Source organism: Wohlfahrtiimonas populi (assembly GCF_002006795.1).
Taxonomy (GTDB): domain Bacteria; phylum Pseudomonadota; class Gammaproteobacteria; order Cardiobacteriales; family Wohlfahrtiimonadaceae; genus Wohlfahrtiimonas; species Wohlfahrtiimonas populi.
This window is the reverse complement of the sequence record NZ_MVDN01000004.1, coordinates 1-19,248: the sequence shown is the minus strand read 5'-3', so window position 1 is coordinate 19,248 and position 19,248 is coordinate 1. Positions and strand designations below refer to the sequence as shown.

19 protein-coding genes and 1 pseudogene are annotated in these 19,248 nt (G+C 37.1%); 15 read left to right on the top strand and 5 right to left on the bottom strand.

Annotation, left to right across the window (positions count from 1 at the left end; translation table 11 throughout):
* Positions 1–11 precede the first annotated feature (11 nt).
* Complete coding sequence (locus tag BZK16_RS05840) at positions 12–797, bottom strand: class I SAM-dependent methyltransferase (RefSeq protein WP_077927970.1); 786 nt, start codon at positions 795–797, stop codon at positions 12–14.
* Between the two features lie 134 nt (positions 798–931).
* Here BZK16_RS05840 and BZK16_RS05835 point away from each other — a divergent pair, with 134 nt between their 5' ends.
* The 4 genes from BZK16_RS05835 to ade all read left to right on the top strand — a co-directional run bounded on the left by BZK16_RS05835 (position 932) and on the right by ade (position 6,912).
* A complete protein-coding gene (locus tag BZK16_RS05835; RefSeq protein ID WP_077927969.1) occupies positions 932–1,591 on the top strand; it encodes a hypothetical protein in 660 nt (219 codons plus the stop codon).
* 305 nt (positions 1,592–1,896) lie between these two features.
* Positions 1,897–3,198 (top strand): NCS2 family permease, encoded by a 1,302-nt coding sequence (locus tag BZK16_RS05830; protein ID WP_077927968.1) that lies wholly within the window; start codon positions 1,897–1,899, stop codon positions 3,196–3,198.
* A 98-nt stretch (positions 3,199–3,296) separates the two neighbouring features.
* The gene (locus BZK16_RS05825; RefSeq protein ID WP_077927967.1) at positions 3,297–5,102 is read left to right on the top strand and encodes an adenine deaminase C-terminal domain-containing protein; all 1,806 of its coding nucleotides are present in this window, start codon (positions 3,297–3,299) and stop codon (positions 5,100–5,102) included.
* 73 nt (positions 5,103–5,175) lie between these two features.
* Positions 5,176–6,912 (top strand): adenine deaminase, encoded by a 1,737-nt coding sequence (gene ade / locus BZK16_RS05820; protein ID WP_077927966.1) that lies wholly within the window; start codon positions 5,176–5,178, stop codon positions 6,910–6,912.
* A gap of 55 nt (positions 6,913–6,967) precedes the next feature.
* Here ade and BZK16_RS05815 read toward each other — a convergent pair whose 3' ends face one another.
* The gene (locus BZK16_RS05815) at positions 6,968–8,833 is read right to left on the bottom strand and encodes a hypothetical protein (protein ID WP_077927965.1); all 1,866 of its coding nucleotides are present in this window, start codon (positions 8,831–8,833) and stop codon (positions 6,968–6,970) included.
* Positions 8,834–8,878: 45 nt separating this feature from the next.
* Positions 8,879–9,214 carry an Imm51 family immunity protein gene (locus tag BZK16_RS05810; protein WP_077927964.1) on the bottom strand — a complete coding sequence of 112 codons (336 nt, stop codon included), beginning with the start codon at positions 9,212–9,214 and terminating at the stop codon, positions 8,879–8,881.
* A gap of 88 nt (positions 9,215–9,302) precedes the next feature.
* Between BZK16_RS05810 and BZK16_RS05805 the strand changes: the two genes are divergently transcribed.
* From BZK16_RS05805 to BZK16_RS05790, 4 genes are all read left to right on the top strand, one after another.
* Positions 9,303–9,701 carry a hypothetical protein gene (locus tag BZK16_RS05805; RefSeq protein ID WP_077927963.1) on the top strand — a complete coding sequence of 133 codons (399 nt, stop codon included), beginning with the start codon at positions 9,303–9,305 and terminating at the stop codon, positions 9,699–9,701.
* 37 nt (positions 9,702–9,738) lie between these two features.
* Positions 9,739–10,350: an alpha-ketoglutarate-dependent dioxygenase AlkB family protein gene (locus BZK16_RS05800; RefSeq protein WP_077928182.1), complete on the top strand. Its 612-nt coding sequence runs from the start codon at positions 9,739–9,741 to the stop codon at positions 10,348–10,350.
* 56 nt (positions 10,351–10,406) lie between these two features.
* Positions 10,407–11,312, top strand: a complete 906-nt coding sequence (locus tag BZK16_RS05795; protein ID WP_143691143.1) for a tetratricopeptide repeat protein — start codon at positions 10,407–10,409, stop codon at positions 11,310–11,312.
* A gap of 218 nt (positions 11,313–11,530) precedes the next feature.
* Positions 11,531–11,986, top strand: a complete 456-nt coding sequence (locus BZK16_RS05790; RefSeq protein ID WP_143691142.1) for a hypothetical protein — start codon at positions 11,531–11,533, stop codon at positions 11,984–11,986.
* On the opposite strand, the gene BZK16_RS05785 is transcribed toward BZK16_RS05790, so the two are convergent.
* Positions 11,983–12,576, bottom strand: coding sequence for a DinB/UmuC family translesion DNA polymerase (locus BZK16_RS05785; RefSeq protein WP_143691141.1), 594 nt, complete (start codon positions 12,574–12,576; stop codon positions 11,983–11,985). The two genes, BZK16_RS05790 and BZK16_RS05785, sit on opposite strands and share 4 nt — an antisense overlap.
* Before the next feature lie 94 nt (positions 12,577–12,670).
* A pseudogene (dinB, locus tag BZK16_RS05780) lies at positions 12,671–13,270 on the bottom strand (DNA polymerase IV); the annotation flags it as partial.
* A gap of 66 nt (positions 13,271–13,336) precedes the next feature.
* On the opposite strand from dinB, the gene BZK16_RS05775 reads away from it, so the two are divergent.
* From BZK16_RS05775 to fusA, 7 genes are all read left to right on the top strand, one after another.
* Positions 13,337–13,522, top strand: a complete 186-nt coding sequence (locus tag BZK16_RS05775; RefSeq protein ID WP_158076814.1) for a type IV pilus modification PilV family protein — start codon at positions 13,337–13,339, stop codon at positions 13,520–13,522.
* A gap of 11 nt (positions 13,523–13,533) precedes the next feature.
* Positions 13,534–14,382 carry a prepilin-type N-terminal cleavage/methylation domain-containing protein gene (locus BZK16_RS05770; RefSeq protein ID WP_158076813.1) on the top strand — a complete coding sequence of 283 codons (849 nt, stop codon included), beginning with the start codon at positions 13,534–13,536 and terminating at the stop codon, positions 14,380–14,382.
* Complete coding sequence (locus BZK16_RS05765) at positions 14,379–15,413, top strand: hypothetical protein (protein ID WP_077927956.1); 1,035 nt, start codon at positions 14,379–14,381, stop codon at positions 15,411–15,413. The genes BZK16_RS05770 and BZK16_RS05765 overlap by 4 nt, the downstream gene beginning before the upstream one ends.
* A 39-nt stretch (positions 15,414–15,452) precedes the next feature.
* Positions 15,453–16,229: a formate dehydrogenase accessory sulfurtransferase FdhD gene (gene fdhD, locus BZK16_RS05760; RefSeq protein WP_077927955.1), complete on the top strand. Its 777-nt coding sequence runs from the start codon at positions 15,453–15,455 to the stop codon at positions 16,227–16,229.
* A 96-nt stretch (positions 16,230–16,325) separates the two neighbouring features.
* Positions 16,326–16,700 carry a 30S ribosomal protein S12 gene (rpsL, locus tag BZK16_RS05755; protein WP_077927954.1) on the top strand — a complete coding sequence of 125 codons (375 nt, stop codon included), beginning with the start codon at positions 16,326–16,328 and terminating at the stop codon, positions 16,698–16,700.
* A 58-nt stretch (positions 16,701–16,758) separates the two neighbouring features.
* On the top strand, positions 16,759–17,229 hold the full coding sequence (gene rpsG, locus BZK16_RS05750; RefSeq protein ID WP_077927953.1) for a 30S ribosomal protein S7: 471 nt from the start codon (positions 16,759–16,761) through the stop codon (positions 17,227–17,229).
* Positions 17,230–17,329: 100 nt separating this feature from the next.
* A partial coding sequence (fusA, locus tag BZK16_RS05745) for an elongation factor G (RefSeq protein ID WP_077927952.1) occupies positions 17,330–19,248 on the top strand: 1,919 nt, incomplete at its 3' end.

Genomic DNA, 19,248 nt, shown 5'->3' with positions numbered 1-19,248 from the left:
GGCTTTTTGTTTTAATCTAACTTAATGGCATAAGTTGCTATAAAGGTTGGTAGATAATCATCGATTAAGAATCGTGCACGTGGTGCAAATTCTTCGATAAAATCTTTAATCAAAAATCCTGCTTTAGTTTGTCCGCCAATTAAATCTGTTAAAGAGTGCCCGAATACCAATGATTCACCTTTATCGATTTTTTGTTGTAGTAAATCTTTGGGTAAATCACGAATATCCGAAAAAGGAATTTTATAAGTTGGTTTCAATAATCCCTTTTGGCGAAGTAGAGCATCACGGTCATCCACAAATACAATCGGGTTATAGAAACTCGCTAATAGTCTTCCATTGTTTTTTAAAACTCTGAAGCATTCTTTCCATACAGGATTCACATCTGGCACATATAAATTAGAAATCGGGTGGAAAACTAAGTCAAAACTACCATCTTCAAACTGGCTCAAATCATTCATGTTGCCTTGTACAGTTGTGAGTGTCAGCTGATGTTTTTCTGCTATCTCTTGATCTTTTTTCAGTTGCCTTTCAGAAATATCCAATACAGTCACAATTGCGCCAGCTGCTGCTAAAATTGGTGCTTGTTGCCCACCAGCAGAAGCTAAGCACAAGATTGTCTTACCTTGAATATTGCCTAGCCAATTTTTATCAATGGCTGATGGCATTAGATGAACATCCCAATTGCCATTTTTAGCATTGAGCACTAATTCATCAGAAACTGGCTGTGACCATGGAGAATCCTGAGCTGCCTGTTGATCCCAGTAGGATTGGTTTTGGTTTAAATAGTGAGTCGACATATTATTCTCCATCTTTTTGTTATCGTTTTATCATACGCTTATTCAAATTGATCTTGCCAATTTTCTTCATGAGAATAAGATAAAATTTGGTGATTCTTGTATGATCATCTTAAATAAAAAATGATAGAGGAAACATGGATAAGTTATTTGAAATATTGAAAGATTTTTTTCAAAATCCAACTATGGCAACATTTATTATTTTATTTGTGTGTTTGTTGTTCTATTCATTGCACCGTTTAAGACCAATTGAAGAATATCTAAATTACAGATCATTAAAGAGATATGAACAATATATTAATGCAGCCACAGATCATGGTCTGAAAAAATTGCTGAATAAAAGGCGTGATCAAGAAGTACTATTTAAACTTACTAAAATCCATAGATCAGATTTATCGATGAAGATAATGAAGCTATTGACGCATGATTCTATTGTTTTATACAGAAGGGATTTGAATTATTATCGCTTTAAGTTTGATTTGATTGAGAATAAAATTTGTATTCAGCCACTAAGCTTTTTTGATAAGTTGGGCTATAAATTTTTAAAATTATTGGCTTTATGTTGTAGTTTATTTGCATTTTTTGTTTTCATTCTATTGTTATTAAAATTGATGCTGCGTGATTACATCAATATTCGATTATCTCCTAGAGATGATATGGGCTCTATTGTGGAACTCATTGTATACATGGTAGTAATTTTCTGTTTTGGTCTATACTTTTTAACCCAAACACCTAAGAGCAATGAGAAAGAAATGAATGAGTTATTAGAGAAGTTTAATAATTCAGAAAATAACTAACCAGATTATTCAAATTTGACATTCAGTAAAATATCCTTACAATGCGAAACATATTTTCATGTTGAATACAGCTAGAGGACTTTAAATGTTTTATCGCATTTTAATACCCCCCAAGATACCGCGAGAGCGGGATCAGCATAGCTGTATCTCCTTCCTTTCTAACATTCGCTAGGCGACGCTAGATTAAATAGGTGAAGGAGGTGACTTAAAGACATACCCAAAGAAATATAAGCAAATGTTTAAGTTACCTTTTCAAATCAGCATCTTCATCGATGCACTTCATCTAAATTATCTAGGAGTCACAAGTGTTAGCCTTTATAGAACGATATTTCGAACTAAAGCGCCACAATACAACGATTAAGCAGGAATTAATTGCTGCTTTCACAACCTTTATCACAATGGTTTATATCGCGTTTGTTAACCCAAAAATTTTGGGCGCAGCGGGTATGGACACACAAGCTGTGTTTGTGACAACTGTTTTAATCACAGCCATTGCATCAGTTTTAATGGGTGCAGTTGCAAAACTGCCAATCGCATTAGCACCAGGAATGGGTATTAATGCTTACTTTGCTTATGTTTTAGTTGGGGCGAACGGCCTCACATGGGAAACAGGGATGACATTGATCTTCCTCAGTGCTGTTTCTCTGTTCTTATTGTCTTTATTCAAAATTCGTTATTGGATGGTTTCCAATATTCCATATTCTTTGAGAATCGGGATCAGCGTTGGCTGTGGCTTGTTAATCACATTAATTGGCTTGCATAACGCGCACATCATCGTTGCTAATCCAGACACAATGGTTGCACTCGGCGATCCTAAAAGTATTTCATTTGCTTTGGGTGCTCTAGGATTTTTAATTGTAATCGTACTCGCGCAGCGCAATGTTTATGCTTCTGTTTTGATTTCATTTGTTGTGATTACAGCGATTGCTTTATTGATTGATCCTGAAGTTTCTTATCACGGTTTAGTGAGTATGCCACCATCTATTGCACCTGTTGCAGGGCATTTAGATTTTAAAGATGTATTTAGTGCATCTATGGTTGGCATCATTGTTTCAGTCATGTTGATTAACTTATTTGAATCATCAGGCACATTCATTGCTGTGACTTCAAAAGCAGGTTTAACCAATGAGCAAGGCAATTATCCTAATCAGCAAAAATCATTATTGATCGACAGTAGTGCATCAGCTGTGGGTTCTTATATGGGGACATCAGCAGTAACAGCATATATCGAAAGTGCTTCAGGCGTTGCTGTTGGTGGTCGTTCAGGCTTGATGTCTGTGGGCGTTGGCTTGTTATTCTTAATATTACTGTTCTTCTCGCCATTGGAAAAAATGATTCCGCTATATGCAACAACGGGCGCGCTTCTTTATATCGGCGTTTTGATGATTTCTGAGTTGGCTAAAATTGACTGGGAAGATTTAACAGAAGCAACACCATCATTCGTTGCAGCAGTTGCAATGCCGTTTACTTTCACAATCACAGAAGGTATCGCATTGGGCTTCATTACTTACGTTGTATTGAAAATTGCCGCAGGTAAATTCAAAGACATTACATGGTGCACAGGCATCATGGCGCTTCTATTTTTATTGCGCTACATCTTTTTGTAAAAGACTAAACATACTGAGTTCGCTCAACCTTAAAGGCAGAGCATAGAGTTTTAAATTTATTTTAATTTGAGTTTATTTAGTTTTATCAGGAGTAAAACATGAGAAGAGAACCTATTCGTGAAATGATTGATGCAGGCGCAGCTAAAATTCCAGCGGACCGCGTGATTAAAAACGGTATGTTGGTAAACGTTACATCTAGCGAAATTTATCCTGCGGATGTTGCGATCTACAAAACACAGATCGTAGCAACAGGCAATGTAGATGCTTACATTGGTGAGAAAACAGAAATCATCGATGCGAAAGGTAAATATTTAGTGCCAGGTTTAATCGATGGTCACTTGCACATCGAATGCAGTAAATTGTCTATGACAAGTTTTGCAAAAGCAGTTGTTCCTCATGGTACAACAAGTATTGTTTCTGGTTTAGATCAATACGTTGTAACAACTGGTTTGGAAGGCATCAAAGAAGTTTTAGCTGAAATTGATGATTTACCATTGCATGTATTCTGGGGCTTGCCATTCTTCACGCCATATACATTGCCACAAAGTAATGTTGCATTTAACGTAACAGCAGAAGTTCATGAAGAAGTTCAAAAGTGGCCTGAAGTTTTCGGCGTGTGGGAAACTGTTTCTGAATTCGTAGAAAACAAACATCCTGATGTAATGCGTGCATTAGAATTAGCACGTGAAAACCGCTTACCTGTATTTGGTTGTGCACCAATGAATCGTGGTGAAAAATTGAACTCAGTACTATGTGCGGGTGTTCGTTTGGATCACGAAAGCTATAACCACGAAGAGATGATGGAAAAAGTGCGTAAAGGCATGTTCGTAATCATTCGTGAATCTTCAATTTCTCACTTCTTGGAAGAGAATATGAAGATCGTAACGCATTTAAATCCTCGTGTTGCACGCCGTGTGAGCTTCTGTACAGATGATGTTGTTGCATCAGAAATTTTAGCAAATGGTCACATGGATAAATTGATCCGTATGGCGATTGCAAACGGTGTTGATCCTTTGACTGCAATTCAAATGGGTTCTATCAACTCAGCGGAAGCTTATCGTGTGGATCATTTAGTGGGTTCAATTTCTCCAGGACGTTATGCTGATATCTTGATGGTTGAAGACTTAGTGAAGTTTGAAATCGATACAGTGATCGCAAAAGGTGAAACAGTTGTTGAAGCTGGTAAAATGAGCAAAACATTAACACCACCAAAGCGTAGCGAATTATTGTTGAACACAATGAAAATGAAGCCAGTTGCTGAAGCTGACATGAATGTGAAGACAGAATTGGATGCAGATTCAGTACATGCTTTATCATTGGCAGTAGATTTCGATGTACCATTCGTGCGTAAAGCTCGCAATGTAGAATTGAAAGTGATTGATGGTGTTGTTCAGCCTGATTTGGAACAAGATGTTCTATACGCAACAGTGATCGAGCGCTTTGGTATTACAGATGTGAAACCAGCGGTTGGTTTTGTAACAGGTTGGAAATTGAAAGGCGGCGCAATGGCAAGCTCATGTGCACCTGATGATAACAACGTAGTTTGTATCGGTACAAATAGCAAAGATATGACAATTGCAGTGAACCATTTGGCAGCACAAGGTGGCGGACAAGTGATCGTGAAAGATGGCGAAATCTTAGGTTTCTTACCATTACCAATCGCGGGCATTGTGTCTGATTTAGAGCCTGAAGCAATGGCGATTGAAGAAGAGAAGTTATTCAACTTAGCACGTGATTTAGGCTGTGATTTACCTGATCCAATGTTCTATATGTGCTGTTTACAAATCACGGCGATTCCTGATTTTGCTATCACAGATTTGGGTGTGATTGATTTCGCAGCACAAGCAGTTGCAGAACCTGTACTAAAATGTAGCTGTAGCCACGGTAGAATTGCAGGTAAGTAATTTATCTTATATTCAATAAAACATACTCTTTTCCCATAAGGGAAAAGAGTTGCAGGAATCTTGAGGAACAAATATGTCAGAGAAAGCAAAATTAAATCATTTGATTGATATGGCAGCAGGTAGAGCGCAAGTTGATCTGCTCATCACTAACTGTAAAGTTGTGGATGTTTATAATCAAACATTGATCGAAGGTCCATTGGCAATTGGTGATGGTAAAGTGGTTGGTATTGGCCATGTTTACGATGCGAAAGAAACTTTAGATGCGAAAGGTGGCATTGTAATGCCAGGCTTGATTGATGGCCATGTTCACATTGAATCATCATCATTAACGCCAGCACAATTTGCACGCACGATTTTACCTTTTGGTACAACGACAATCATTGCTGATCCACATGAAATTGGTAACGTTTGTGGTGTAAAAGGTATTCAATATATGTTGGATGCGAGCCGTAACTTACCTTTGCATGTAAAAATTCAGTTGCCATCTTGCGTGCCTGCAACGCCATTTGAATCAGCGGGTGCAGTTTTAGAAGCTGAAGATTTAGAGTCTTTATTTGCAGATGAAGGTGTTTTAGGTTTAGGCGAAGTGATGGATTACCCAAGTGTAATTAATCATGCTGAACCAATGATCAATAAATTATTGATGGCAAAGCGTCATAACCGTGTGATCGATGGTCATAGCCCAGGTGTTAAAGGCTTGGCATTGAATGCTTATGTTGCTTCTGGTGTGATGACAGATCACGAATGTAGTGATACAGAAGGTATGTTGGCACGCTTGCAGATGGGTCAATACATTTTGCTCCGTGAAGGTTCAACCTGTAAGGATCTATTGAACTTGTTGCCAGCGGTTACGCCTGCAAACTCACGCCGTTGCGTATTCTGTACGGATGATCGTGAACCAGATGATATCTTAACAACAGGTCATATCAATAAGAGCTTACGTTTAGCCGTTGAATATGGTGTTGATCCAATGATCGCAATCACAATGGCAACATTAAATGGTGCAGAATGCTTCCGCTTGCATGATAAAGGCGCGATTGCACCGGGTAAAGATGCGGACTTGTTGATTGTTAAAGATCTAAAAGATTTCGAGCCAATGCACGTATTCTCAATGGGTACAGAAGTTGCACGCGATGGCAAAATGTTGATCGAGTTGCCTGAATATCATTGTGAAGATGTATTGAATACAATCAATATTGCGCCAATTTCCGTTGAAGATTTCGCATTGAACTTAACAAGTGATAAAGCACGCGCGATAGGCGTGATTCCAAAAAGCGTTGTGACGAAGAACTTGGAAGTGAATGTTGTGCGTGATGAAAATGGTCAATTCAATGCTAAAGCAAATGGTGCATTGAATAAAATGGCAGTGATCGAGCGCCATCATGCTTCAGGTAAAATGGGCATTGGTATTTTGGAAGGCTACGGCATTCAAAATGGTGCGATCGCGGTTTCAGTTGCGCACGATTCACATAACATCGTTGTGGTTGGTGATAATGATGCGGATATGTTGGCAGCAGTGAAAGACATTGAAGCAATCAAAGGTGGTTTCTCATTGGTGCAAAATGGCGAAGTATTAGCGCATTTACCATTGCCAATTGGCGGTTTGATGACGAATCAAACAGCGGAAGAAGTTGCAGAAATCATTGAGCATTTGATCATTACAGCGCGTGATAAATTCAACTTGTCCCATGAGTTCCACCCATTGATGACATTGGTGTTTATGACATTGCCAGTAATCCCTGCATTGAAATTAACATCTAATGGCTTATTTGATGTTAAACAATTCAAATTGGTGGATGTTTCGGTTTAATCGCTGAATTAACCTAGATTAGAAAAGATAAAACCGAGCTACGCTCGGTTTTGTTTTATAGGGATTTTATTGAGTCTCTATATGATTTAATGATAATTGTTTCATTAGGTACGCGATAATTTAAGCTTTGTAACTTGGTGTAAATAGGATTATTTTCAATCGTAGAAGATGGTAGATATATTGATAAAGCTTTTAGTATCCAAGAACTTAGAGATAAGTACCCTCCTTCTGGAATTCCATTGTAAGCCATTATTGCGCCTGCTATTGTAGGAATAGCGGTTCCACTAAAATCTAATTTTTGTAATCGATCATTAGATTTTTCAATTTGCCTTATATCCTTGCGTAACTCATATAATTTTTCTTCTTTCTCATCTTCGCTTAAGGTGGTGAATTTGGCTAATATATCAGGGATTTTACGAATAAGGTTTTTTGATAATACATCATCCATTTCTAATATATTCATATCATTATTAATAGCCAAAATATCTTTAAGAAGTATTTCTAATTTAGATTCTTGCAAATAATTTGTTTTTTGATGAACGCCATTATATAGCCCGCTGAGTATATTACATGCATTTACTTCTGAATAGCTATCAGAGTCAAATGGGAAATGGTGCGCATTTAAGCCCTGTGCAAACTCAAAACCGCTACTAGCAGAATTGAATTCTATAGAAAAATCTTTGCCTTGTCGTTTATATATTTCTATTGCTAAATTTGATAAACCAATTTGATTTACAGAGATCGGTCCTTGGGTGTCAATAACAAATTCATTAAATGACCATTGGTGTGCTAGGGCATTGGCTAAATCTATTAAGCCTATATTATTAGATGTATAACAAAAATGTAAAAAGTCATATTGTGCATCGCTAGAAAATGTAGTGCTAATTGCTCCTGTTCTATTTTGTATTCCTAATATGGTAGATGCAGCTAATTTTCTAGGGAAAAGAATAGCATTAGAATTTGCCTCAAGAATAGTTCGTATAATTTTTTCTGGGTATCTATTCAAATTTTGTGGAATCACAAAAATGAGCCTGCCTCTTTGAATGAGAGTTGTAAGTTCATGTTCCTTTAGTTTGAACATGTTATAAAAATCATGATCATCAGTTCTATTAAATGGCAAAGCAATAATAACTTGCTCATAAATAGATAAATAAACTCGCAGGTTTTGTCGAATAAAAACAGATGCATCTATGAAGCATTTAGATGCATTTAATAAAAAAGGTTTGGGTAAAAAATCATTTATTACAAGTTTTTGGTTACCATTAAAAATGGAAAATTTATTTTCTAACCAAAATTCTTCATCCTCTTCATATTGTTCAAGTATGCTTTTGTGAAATTGGTTTTGTATATTGCTACTAGGTATCAAATTAAGTTGGCTTGGATTTTTTACTGTAGAGAGTTTCTTTTCAGAAGATATATTTAAGTCTGTATTTGTTTTAAAAATATATTTATATCCTTGATATCCAATAGACTCACAAATTAATTGGATTTCTTCTTTTGAGTTTTTTTCTAATTCTGTAGCAAAAGTTAAAGTAAACGTATTATCTCCCCATAGTATATCTGCCGTAAAAGGATGATATTTTTTGGGTATATTTAAATCTAATAGATTATGGAATTCAAATATATTTAAAGGAAAACCAAAGTGATTAATTTTTTCATATGGGTTTCTTGTGGGTAGTTTTATAAACTCAGGTAATATTTTATTTGTAATCATTGCAGGTGGGATAGCTAAGGTGCGCCACTCATCGTAAATGTTTTGTAGATCAAGAAGACTTGCCTCATCAGTTTCTATAACTGCATAAATCTGTTGCTTGTCATAATATAGCCCCTTATGTATTTGGTTTGCGGTTATAAATCGGAAGCGTTCATAGTTTTGTCTTATGTTATCTATAATTGCTAGAGAATATGGAAATGTACTCATAATAATTTCGCCCCGAAAAATAAAATTTAATTACTTAAATATAGATTAGTATCTACTTACCTTTGCCAAGTTTATTTTTAAAAATGCTTGAAACTCAATCGCTACAGTTTTCAATAATTCCACATCTGTAGAAATTGCTGAAAACATATCTGCTTCGGGATCGAATTCGATTAAGTGAGCGGATTCGCTGAAACTCTCTTCAATGAATTTAGCCACAACTTTTTGCCAAGCATAACCGTTGAAATAATCGCGGCTTGTGCCTGTTTGCGCTTCTAAAATATCCATGATTGGATCATTATAAAAAGCATCCGACATAAAGAAGAATGATGATTTGCCATCATCGTGAATTAAAAAGTGAAAAGGTTTAATGGATTCAGTCATAAAAGCCTAAGATATTGCTGTAAAAATAATGAGTACGATTATAATCAATTATCTTTATATCAAAACTAAAATAATTAAGGTTCACAATATGAAAATCATTGAATGGTTCTTAGGATTATTTGAGTGGATTGATCTGTTTTCACCAACTCAGCGTGAATCCAAAGTAGAAAAGATTGATAAAATTCGATCATATTCACAAGTTATTTATCTTTCTAGAATTATTTTTGAAGTAACATTGTTATTTGTTGCTTATGGATTTGCCATTGTTTGGCTTGTAAATTCTGCATTTCATGGGATGATTCTTGTATGGATTATTAGTGCATCAACATGGTTATTATTATTTGGTTTGAGCCAGATTTATCTTTGGGCAAGCCATCGTTTTTTATCAGCGCAAGATTATATTCATCATAGATGGATTTGGATCACACATAGCATCTGTTTTATTCTTCTGGCTTCATCAGCTGTATATCTCTATATTAATGGGTAGTAATGATTAAAGTGAGATTAGCATGAAACAGCAAACCATGAGCTTATTTGATGATGAGATTGATCCAATAATTAACCTTTTGCCTTATGATGGCACTGTTTTATATTTCGGTAAAATCATGGATGAAGCAACGGCGGATCATTATTTTAATGAGCTTTTGAATCATATTGCATGGAAGAGCGATGAAGCTGTGATTTATGGTAAGCATATTTTCACAAAGCGCAAAGTGGCTTGGTATGGCGATCAAACTTTCTCTTATACCTATTCCAATACAACGAAAGAAGCTTTGCCTTGGTTGCCTGCGTTATTAGAATTGAAGCAATTGGTGGAAGAAACTTCAGGGGAAACTTTCAATTCCTGCTTAGCGAATCTCTATCATGATGGTGAAGAGGGAATGGCTTGGCACAGTGATGGCGAAAAGGATCTCAAAAAGAATGGGGCGATTGCTTCTTTAACTTTGGGCGCAGAACGTAAATTTTGGTTCAAACATAAAGCCAGTGAAGAGAAAGTCAGCATTGATTTAGAGCATGGCAGTTTGCTCATTATGAAAGATGAAACCCAAGCCTTTTGGCAGCACCGTTTACCGCCCACAAAGAAAGTTAAAACAGCAAGAGTTAACTTAACCTTCAGAACAATTGATCCTAATTAATGCATTTAGTGCAAGATAGCGTAGAATGGCGACCTAGTTTAATCGGGAGAAGCCAAATGAGTTCAGGTGTTGATCATTTGTTACATAATGCAGAGTTATTATTGTACGAACAAGAAAATGCGGATGCAGCGGAGTTTTTAGAGTCGATCGATACAGATCGTCCATTTAATTCTGCGAGAAAGCAACTGCTCTTGGGAATGGCTTGTTCCGCAAATGGTGAAGTTGAAAAGGCGTGTGAAGCATGGCAAAAGATCTACGCCGAATGGGATTTATCCATTTATGCTTTGGCTCAATTGTATTTAGGCGATTTAGCAGAAGAGCAGAATGAACTAGATTTAGCCATTCAATATTGGCAATCCATTGAATTGGCTTGGAATGAATCCTGTTATGCACAAGCACAATTGAATTTAGGTGAATTAGAATCTAATCGTGATAATAAAGATGCGGCAATTGCGTACTGGCAATCCATCCAAAAGGATTGGGATTTGCGTTGCTATGCCAAGGCGCTATTTAATTTGGGCGAATTGGAAGATCAACGTAAGGATCAAAAAGCTGGTGCAGTTTATTGGTCGCAAATTGAGAAAGATTGGGATTATAACTCTTATGCTTGGGCGCAACTCTATTTAGCAGACTTCGCCATGAATCAAGGTGATGAGGCGCAAGCAGAAATCCATTGGAAAAATATTGATGCTCATTCAAGCGAATGGTGCTACGGTCAAGCTTTATACAGCTTAGGCAAATTAGAAAAGAGCAAAGCGAATCTCAAAGAAGCAGAGCAATATTGGCAGGCAATCACAAGAGAATTAACGGATGCTAATTATGCTTGGGCGCAATTGCAGTTGGGGGTATTGGCTGCAAATCAAGGCGATTTGGAAAAAGCAAAATCATATTGGCAAGGCATTCAGCAGGATTGGCACGAAACTGCGTATGATTGGGCACAGAATTATCTAAAGGACCTATAAAATTTATATTTTGTTCTATAATAAATAATTTAACATAATTTTATTTTTCTGTTGCATAAATTTTTTAAGTAATATAAATGTAAATATAGTTGATAATAATATTAATTTATGTAAAATAAAAATACCGTTAACTTTTTGGTAAGTAAACAGTGATTTACCGTATTTCTATTGTTAATAAAAAAATAAATGGCGAATAACGCCAATGAATGGTTATGGATATGAATACAAAAATCTTTAAATATTTATTAGGTGTATGTGTATTATTGTTGTATGGCATCAGTTATGCTGAAGTATTAAGCCCAACATTTTTACCTATGTTGGAAGGCGAATGGCGCGTAGACTTTGATCATGATAAAGAAGGTCAAAAATCAGAACAGCGTTGTTTTGCATTGGGTGAATTGTTACCAATCTATACCGCACAAACATTATTAGAACAAGCCCAAGCGAACAAGCGTAAATGTAGAATGACAGCCGAAAATACTCGTAATAGTCAGATATATCTATTGAAATGTGATGAGCAAAAACTTACAACGATGGACTCTTATAAGCTCACGAAAGAAGCTTACAATAAATATGTATTGGAGCGCTCGTTAACAACAATTCCATATACTCGTGCGATTAATTATGTGGAGAAAATTACATTTACGCGCATTGGTCGCTGTGCTGCAAATTAAAAAGGTAGCTGAATTTGTTGGTGATGATATGGATCTGGTGACTGAATGGTAATGCCAATTAATCTAATGGGTTGCTTAGGAATGCTATTGAACAATTCCCAAAAGCATTGATCAATGAATTCACGTTCATAAGGTAAAACAGTGCTGAATGTTTTGCTACGGGTAACGGCTGCGAAATTTGCAAAGCGAATCTTGATCGAGATACCTTTGCCGTAAAAATCATCGTGGGATAATCGTTCTAATAATGTTGTGATGAGAATATCCACTTCTTTTTGGATGTCTTTTGTTGAAATGATATCTTTTGAAAAGGTATTTTCAGCGCCCACAGATTGAGTTTCTTGAATGGGATCAACGGCGCGATTATCTTCGCCACGCGCATTTTGATAATAAAACTCCCCAGATTTACCAAAGTGTAATTTTAATTCTTCACGGGATTTTTGTTTTAAATCTAATCCTGTTTTAATACCTAATCGATGCATTTTTTTGGCAGTTTGCTGTCCAATGCCATAGAACTTTTCAATGGGTAATTCTTCTAATATTTTTATGGCAGTTTTGTGAGTAATCACTGTAATGCCAAAAGGTTTATGCATATTGGATGCAATTTTGGCTAAAAATTTATTATAAGAAACACCCACAGAAGATGTTAAGTTTAATTCTTTATAAATGGCTTGTTGGATGCTTTNATCCTGTTTTAATACCTAATCGATGCATTTTTTTGGCAGTTTGCTGTCCAATGCCATAGAACTTTTCAATGGGTAATTCTTCTAATATTTTTATGGCAGTTTTGTGAGTAATCACTGTAATGCCAAAAGGTTTATGCATATTGGATGCAATTTTGGCTAAAAATTTATTATAAGAAACACCCACAGAAGATGTTAAGTTTAATTCTTTATAAATGGCTTGTTGGATGCTTTTGGCAATCTCTGTTGCATATTGCCCATGTTGAGTAATGGCTGTGGCATCCAAATAAGCTTCATCTAATGATAATGGCTCAATTAATTCTGTATATCTTGCGAAAATTGCATGGATTTGTTGAGAAACAGAGCGATAAACATCAAATCTATGTGGCGCAAAAATTAAATGCGGGCATTTCTTTTTAGCAGTGGAAGATGGCATTGCGGAATAGACACCAAATTTACGAGCTTCATAACTGGCAGCTGCCACAACACCGCGAGAATCTGCCGAGCCAACCACTAAAGGTTTGTTTCTATATTGTGGAAAATCCCTCTGCTCAACTTGAGCAAAGAATGCATCCATATCAACGTGAAGAATTTTTCTAGTCATGACAATTAATAAAATATATTGTTCAATAATTGTTAATTAATGTAAATTTCACTCATGAAAAGGAAAATGATCGATGAAGGAATGACATTAGTGGAAGTGATGATTGCGCTTGCTATTATAGTTGGGATTGTCATGATTGCCTATCAATATCATGCAACGATGATGGTGAGCAATCATGAGCTATTAAAGCGCCAAGAGAATCTCTTGTCCGATGAAAATCAGTTTGATCAAGATTATTCAGTGAGGTTTTGATGCGAAAAGTCATGGGATTTACTTTAATTGAATTGATGGTTTCCATGGCAATTGGCTTATTGTTATTATTATCCTCGATGGGGTTTTTATTAACCTTATCTAAAAATAGCCATAAAGAGATTATTAAGCTCGAATTATCACAGGATTATTTGGAAGTTGCGGGTTATCTTCGCTTCATATTGGGGCGAGCAATTTTTCAGCCACATTGCTTGAATCCTGAATGGTTACAATATAAAGCAACTGAATCCAATCATCCCATCGCGCCATTCATTGCACGACATGAACGAGTGATTTTGCATCCAGCAAATTCGGAAGACTTAGTTGAAACGACTGTAATGCTAGATGCTGATCAACAATTTTCCAGCTTAATTTTGAATGACTATAAATTAAAAACGCTCGCAGATAGTGATTTATTAGAAATTATCGAGTTAGTGCCATTGGTTGTGCAAAATGGCGAAATCATAAATGTGGATGAAGTGAAAGGTGCAATTGGTTATCTATTCATAACAGATTGCCAATCTTATTTATTGGGTAGATATCAAAAGTCAGGATTGAATCAATATAAAGTTACAAGTCAATCTGAAAGCGATGTTCAGCGTCATTTAAGCAATCAATCACATATTCAATATTACAAAATTAATCGTTCATTAATATATGTGAGTTATGAAAAGGATCAGTATTATTTAATTCATAATTTCTTAGATGGTTCTAATCATATGCGTTTTCCCAATGTAAAAGGCTTTGCTGTTCAGCATTCAGAAGAGGATTGGCAAGTGCTCAATTTAAATGTGTTGATGCCATATTTATCGCCTACGAATCTTAAACTACAAGCACTATATATAAGGTTGCTGAACCTATGAAGAAATCCAAAGGAAGTATTCTAGCAATTGTTGTGATTCTGGTGGGAGCACTATATTTATTGGCGGGCATGCTGTTCATTGTGAACCAACAATATTTTTCAGATATGTTGATGGCGCGAAGTGCTGCGAATAATCGTCAGAAGTTATTAAACGCAGGAAAAGAAAATATTCAGCAAGTATCTAGAAGCTTGTCAGATGATGAGCTGGAAGAGTGGCAGCACTGTGATGTTGTGCATTTACCTGATGAGAATATAGAAGGGGATTTGTCTTTACACAAAGCACAGTTGGCCAATCATTGTCATGATGGGCATTTTGCACATCGCATTTGGTTAGCAAGCTTGGATAATCTGGGTGATCGTTTAGTGATTGATCAATTGATGGCGAAAGAAGATTGGCAGCATGAAATTAATGATGAACAATATTCTGCGAAGATCATTGGCTCTGAAAATGCTTGGCAATTAATATTAAATAATGACGTGCTCTCTAAAGAAATTACATTAATAGAATCAGATAATTTGCCAAAGTTAGCCGATCAAACTATGCGAATTCACAATTCACATTATGAAATTGTGCTGGTATTTGAAGATGAGATTAATCAGCAAGAGATGCTTTATCATTTGTGGATCCCGATTGCAGAATTACATTTTGATGTGAGTATGATGTTTGAGTTTCGTCTGAATCAATATTCAGCTTATGATTATAGCGATATTGTCACAATGAATATCAATGATGCTAGAAATCCTAATTGGCGAATGATCATTCATCAAAAAAAGCTGGATGCAATGCTGATTAAAAATAATGTGATATTTGCAGCGTTGGATTCCAAGGATCAAACTCGCCAAAGTATTATTGGCATATATTTAAAAGGTCAGCCATTTTTTGATGAGCGTTTAGTGGGATTTGAATATGTAACAACTGATGAGGTGATTGAGTTGATCCCTTGTTTGTATCGTTTGCCATTGATTGTGGCAGGGCAGTGGCAGATTGGTTGCGATGTTCAGCAAAAAATACGTTATTACTTTCCAGAGTGATAGAATGATCAGAATTTCATTATAGATATTGTGTGCCTTATGGAAGCGATCAAAAAATGCCAAGTAGTGAGCTATCAGGATGCTGATCATTATGAGAAAGATGATTATCTGATCTCAGAAGAGCCGATTCAATTTATCTATAATGGTGTGCCACATTTGGTAATGATGTGTACGCCAACAGATTTAGAAGATCTTGCGTATGGTTTCAGTTTAACTGAAGGCATTGTGCAATTTGCACAGCAGATTTTATCTGTTAAGGTTCAAGAAACACAAGTTGGCATTGAATTGCACATTGAAATTGAGCCAATTCTCATGAGCCGTTTGGAAGGTAATCAGCGCAAAATGAGTGCGAGAACAGGTTGTGGTGTTTGTGGTGTTGAAAATCTTTCATTGGTTGAGAAAACTTTAGCTGAATTAATGCCCGCTGAACCGATTACTTATGAATACATTCAAAAGGCATTGTCACAAAGTTATGATGTACAGGATTATGGTCAGCAAACAGGCGCATCGCATGCAGCATTTCTATGTGATAGAAAGGGTGATATAATGATGACTCGCGAAGATGTTGGTCGCCATGTTGCATTGGATAAATTAATTGGTGCGATGATGCAATTGAATGTTAACGTTCAAGATGTCTTTATTTTGATGAGTTCGCGCGCCAGTTTTGAAATTGTGCAAAAAACAATTGCGATTAAAATTCCAATCTTGGTAACAATGTCAGCGCCTACAGATAAGGCTGTTCAGCTAGCCAAAAAGTATCATTTATCCCTTTGGGGTTTCGCAAGAAAAGGTCGAGTTAATTGTTACGCAACTTGACACTTTCTATACAGTCTTATAAAATCTCGCATCTTTGGATTATTTTATCCAAGATTGGCTTATGTATAATTTTTATAATCATAGGATTGAATTTTAATGGTAACAGTAAATCAGTTAGTGCGTCGTCCACGCTCTATCAAAGCTGACAAATCTGACGTACCTGCATTACAAAGCTGTCCTCAGCGTCGTGGTGTGTGTACTAGGGTTTATACAGCTACGCCAAAGAAGCCAAACTCTGCTTTACGTAAAGTTTGTCGTGTGCGTTTAACGAATGGTTTCGAAGTATCGAGCTATATCGGTGGTGAAGGTCATAACTTGCAAGAACACAGCGTAGTATTAGTACGTGGTGGTCGTGTTAAGGATCTTCCAGGTGTTCGTTATCACACAGTTCGTGGTGCTTTGGATGCGCAGGGCGTTGCAAAACGTCGTCAAGGTCGTTCAAAATATGGTGCTAAGAAGCCTAAAGAATAAGTAGTTGTTCTTTGAAAAGGTCTTTTAGTTAGGATTTAGTATTTGTTGAGAGTATCTCATGTCAAGAAGAAGAGAAGTCCCAAAACGTGATATTTTGCCAGATCCCGTTTATGGTAGCAAAACGTTGGCGAAATTCATGAACATGGTAATGGTTTCTGGTAAGAAAGCCGTTGCTGAAAGCATTTTATACGGCGCTTTAGAAGGTATTAAAGAGAAGGGTCACGAAGATCCTATGGCTGTATTAGATCAAGCATTGGAAAATGTACGCCCTAAGGTTGAGGTTAAATCTCGCCGTGTTGGTGGTGCTACATATCAAGTTCCAATCGAAGTTCGCGCAACTCGTCGTGATACTTTGGCTATGCGCTGGATTATTGATGCTGCGCGTAAGCGTTCAGAAAAATCAATGTCACGTAGAATGACGGCAGAATTATTAGATGCTGCAGAAAGTCGTGGTGCTGCAGTGAAAAAACGTGAAGATACACACAGAATGGCAGAAGCGAACAAAGCGTTTGCTCACTTCCGCTGGTAGTAGTCGCGTGTTTTTAGTATGAATGTAATGCGGTGCTATCAGTATTGATGGTGCCGCATCGTCGTTTTTAAGATAATTTTCTAAATAGAAGGAAATAAATATGGCTCGTACAATGCCAATTAATCGATATCGTAATATCGGTATTAGTGCTCACATCGACGCTGGTAAGACTACTACTTCTGAACGTATTCTATTCTATACAGGTCGTACGCATAAAATCGGTGAAACACACGATGGTACGGCAACAATGGATGGTATGGATCAAGAACAAGAGCGCGGTATTACAATTGCATCAGCAGCAACAACTTGCTGGTGGAAAGGTATGGATAACCAATTCCAAGAGCATTTGATCAACTTGATCGATACTCCGGGACACGTTGACTTCACAATCGAAGTTGAGCGTTCAATGCGTGTATTAGATGGTGCTGTAATGGTTTACTGTGCTGTAGGTGGTGTTCAGCCTCAGTCAGAAACAGTATGGCGTCAAGCGAATAAATATAAAGTTCCACGTATGGCATTTGTAAACAAAATGGACCGTACTGGTGCTGACTTCTTCCGTGTAATGGAGCAAATGAAAGAGCGTTTACGTGCAAACGTAGTTCCTCTTCAGATCCCAATCGGTGCAGAAGAAAACTTTGAAGGTGTTGTTGACCTAGTATTGATGAAAGCAGTTTACTGGGATGAAGCAAGTCAAGGTTTGAAATTCGAATATCGTGATATTCCTGAGCACTTACAAGCTCAAGCTGAAGAATACCGTACAGCTATGGTTGAAGCAGCTGCTGAAAGCTCAGAAGAAATGATGGAAAAATACCTTGAAGAAGGTGAGTTGACTATCGAAGAAATTTATAAAGGTTTGCGTATTCGTACGTTGAACTCTGAAATTGTTCCTGCGCAATGTGGTACAGCGTTTAAGAATAAAGGTGTTCAAGCAATGTTGGATAACGTTATTCGTTATTTGCCAGCGCCTACAGACATCGAAGCGATTCGTGGTGAGTTGCCAAATGGTGAGCCAGCTGAGCGTCATTCAACTGATGATGAGCCGTTCTCTGCGTTGGCGTTCAAAATTATCAATGATAAATTCGTTGGTAACTTGACGTTTATTCGTGTGTACTCAGGTGTAATCAAATCAGGTGATTCAGTATATAACCCTGTTAAATCACGTTCTGAAAGAATTGGTCGTATGTTCAGAATGCACTCAAATGATCGTGATCCAATTGATGAAGCGCGCGCAGGTGATATCGTTGCGTTGGTAGGTTTGAAAGACGTAACAACTGGTGATACTTTGTGTGAACAAGCGAATATAATTACGCTTGAGCGTATGGAGTTCCCAGAGCCAGTTATCTCTGTTGCAATTGAACCAAAAACTAAGGGCGACCAAGAGAAAATGGGTCTTGCTTTATCTCGTTTGGCGCAAGAAGATCCATCATTCCGTGTTTCAACTGATCATGAATCAGGTCAAACAATTATCGGTGGTATGGGTGAGCTTCACTTGGAAGTTATCGTTGAGCGTTTGAAGCGTGAATTTGCTGTAGAGTGTAACGTTGGTGCGCCTCAGGTTGCTTACCGTGAAACAATCAAGAAATCTATCGAGCAAGAAGGTAAATTCGTTCGCCAATCAGGTGGTCGTGGTCAGTTCGGTCATGTTTGGTTGCGTATCGAGCCAAGAGAATCTGGTGAAGGTTACGAGTTCGTTAACCAAATCGTTGGTGGTGTTGTTCCTAAAGAATACATCCCTGCGGTTGATAAGGGTGTTCAAGAGCAAATGGAAAATGGTGTTCTTGCAGGCTTCCCAGTTGTTGACGTAAAAGTAACATTGTTCGATGGTTCTTATCATGAAGTTGACTCAAACGAAATGGCGTTTAAAATTGCTGGTTCTATGGGCTTCAAAGAAGGTGCTCGTAAAGCAGGTGCTGTATTGTTAGAACCCATGATGAAAGTTGAGGTTGAAACTCCAGAAGATTACTTAGGTGATGTAATGGGTGACTTGAACCGTCGTCGTGGTAACTTGCAAGGTGTTGA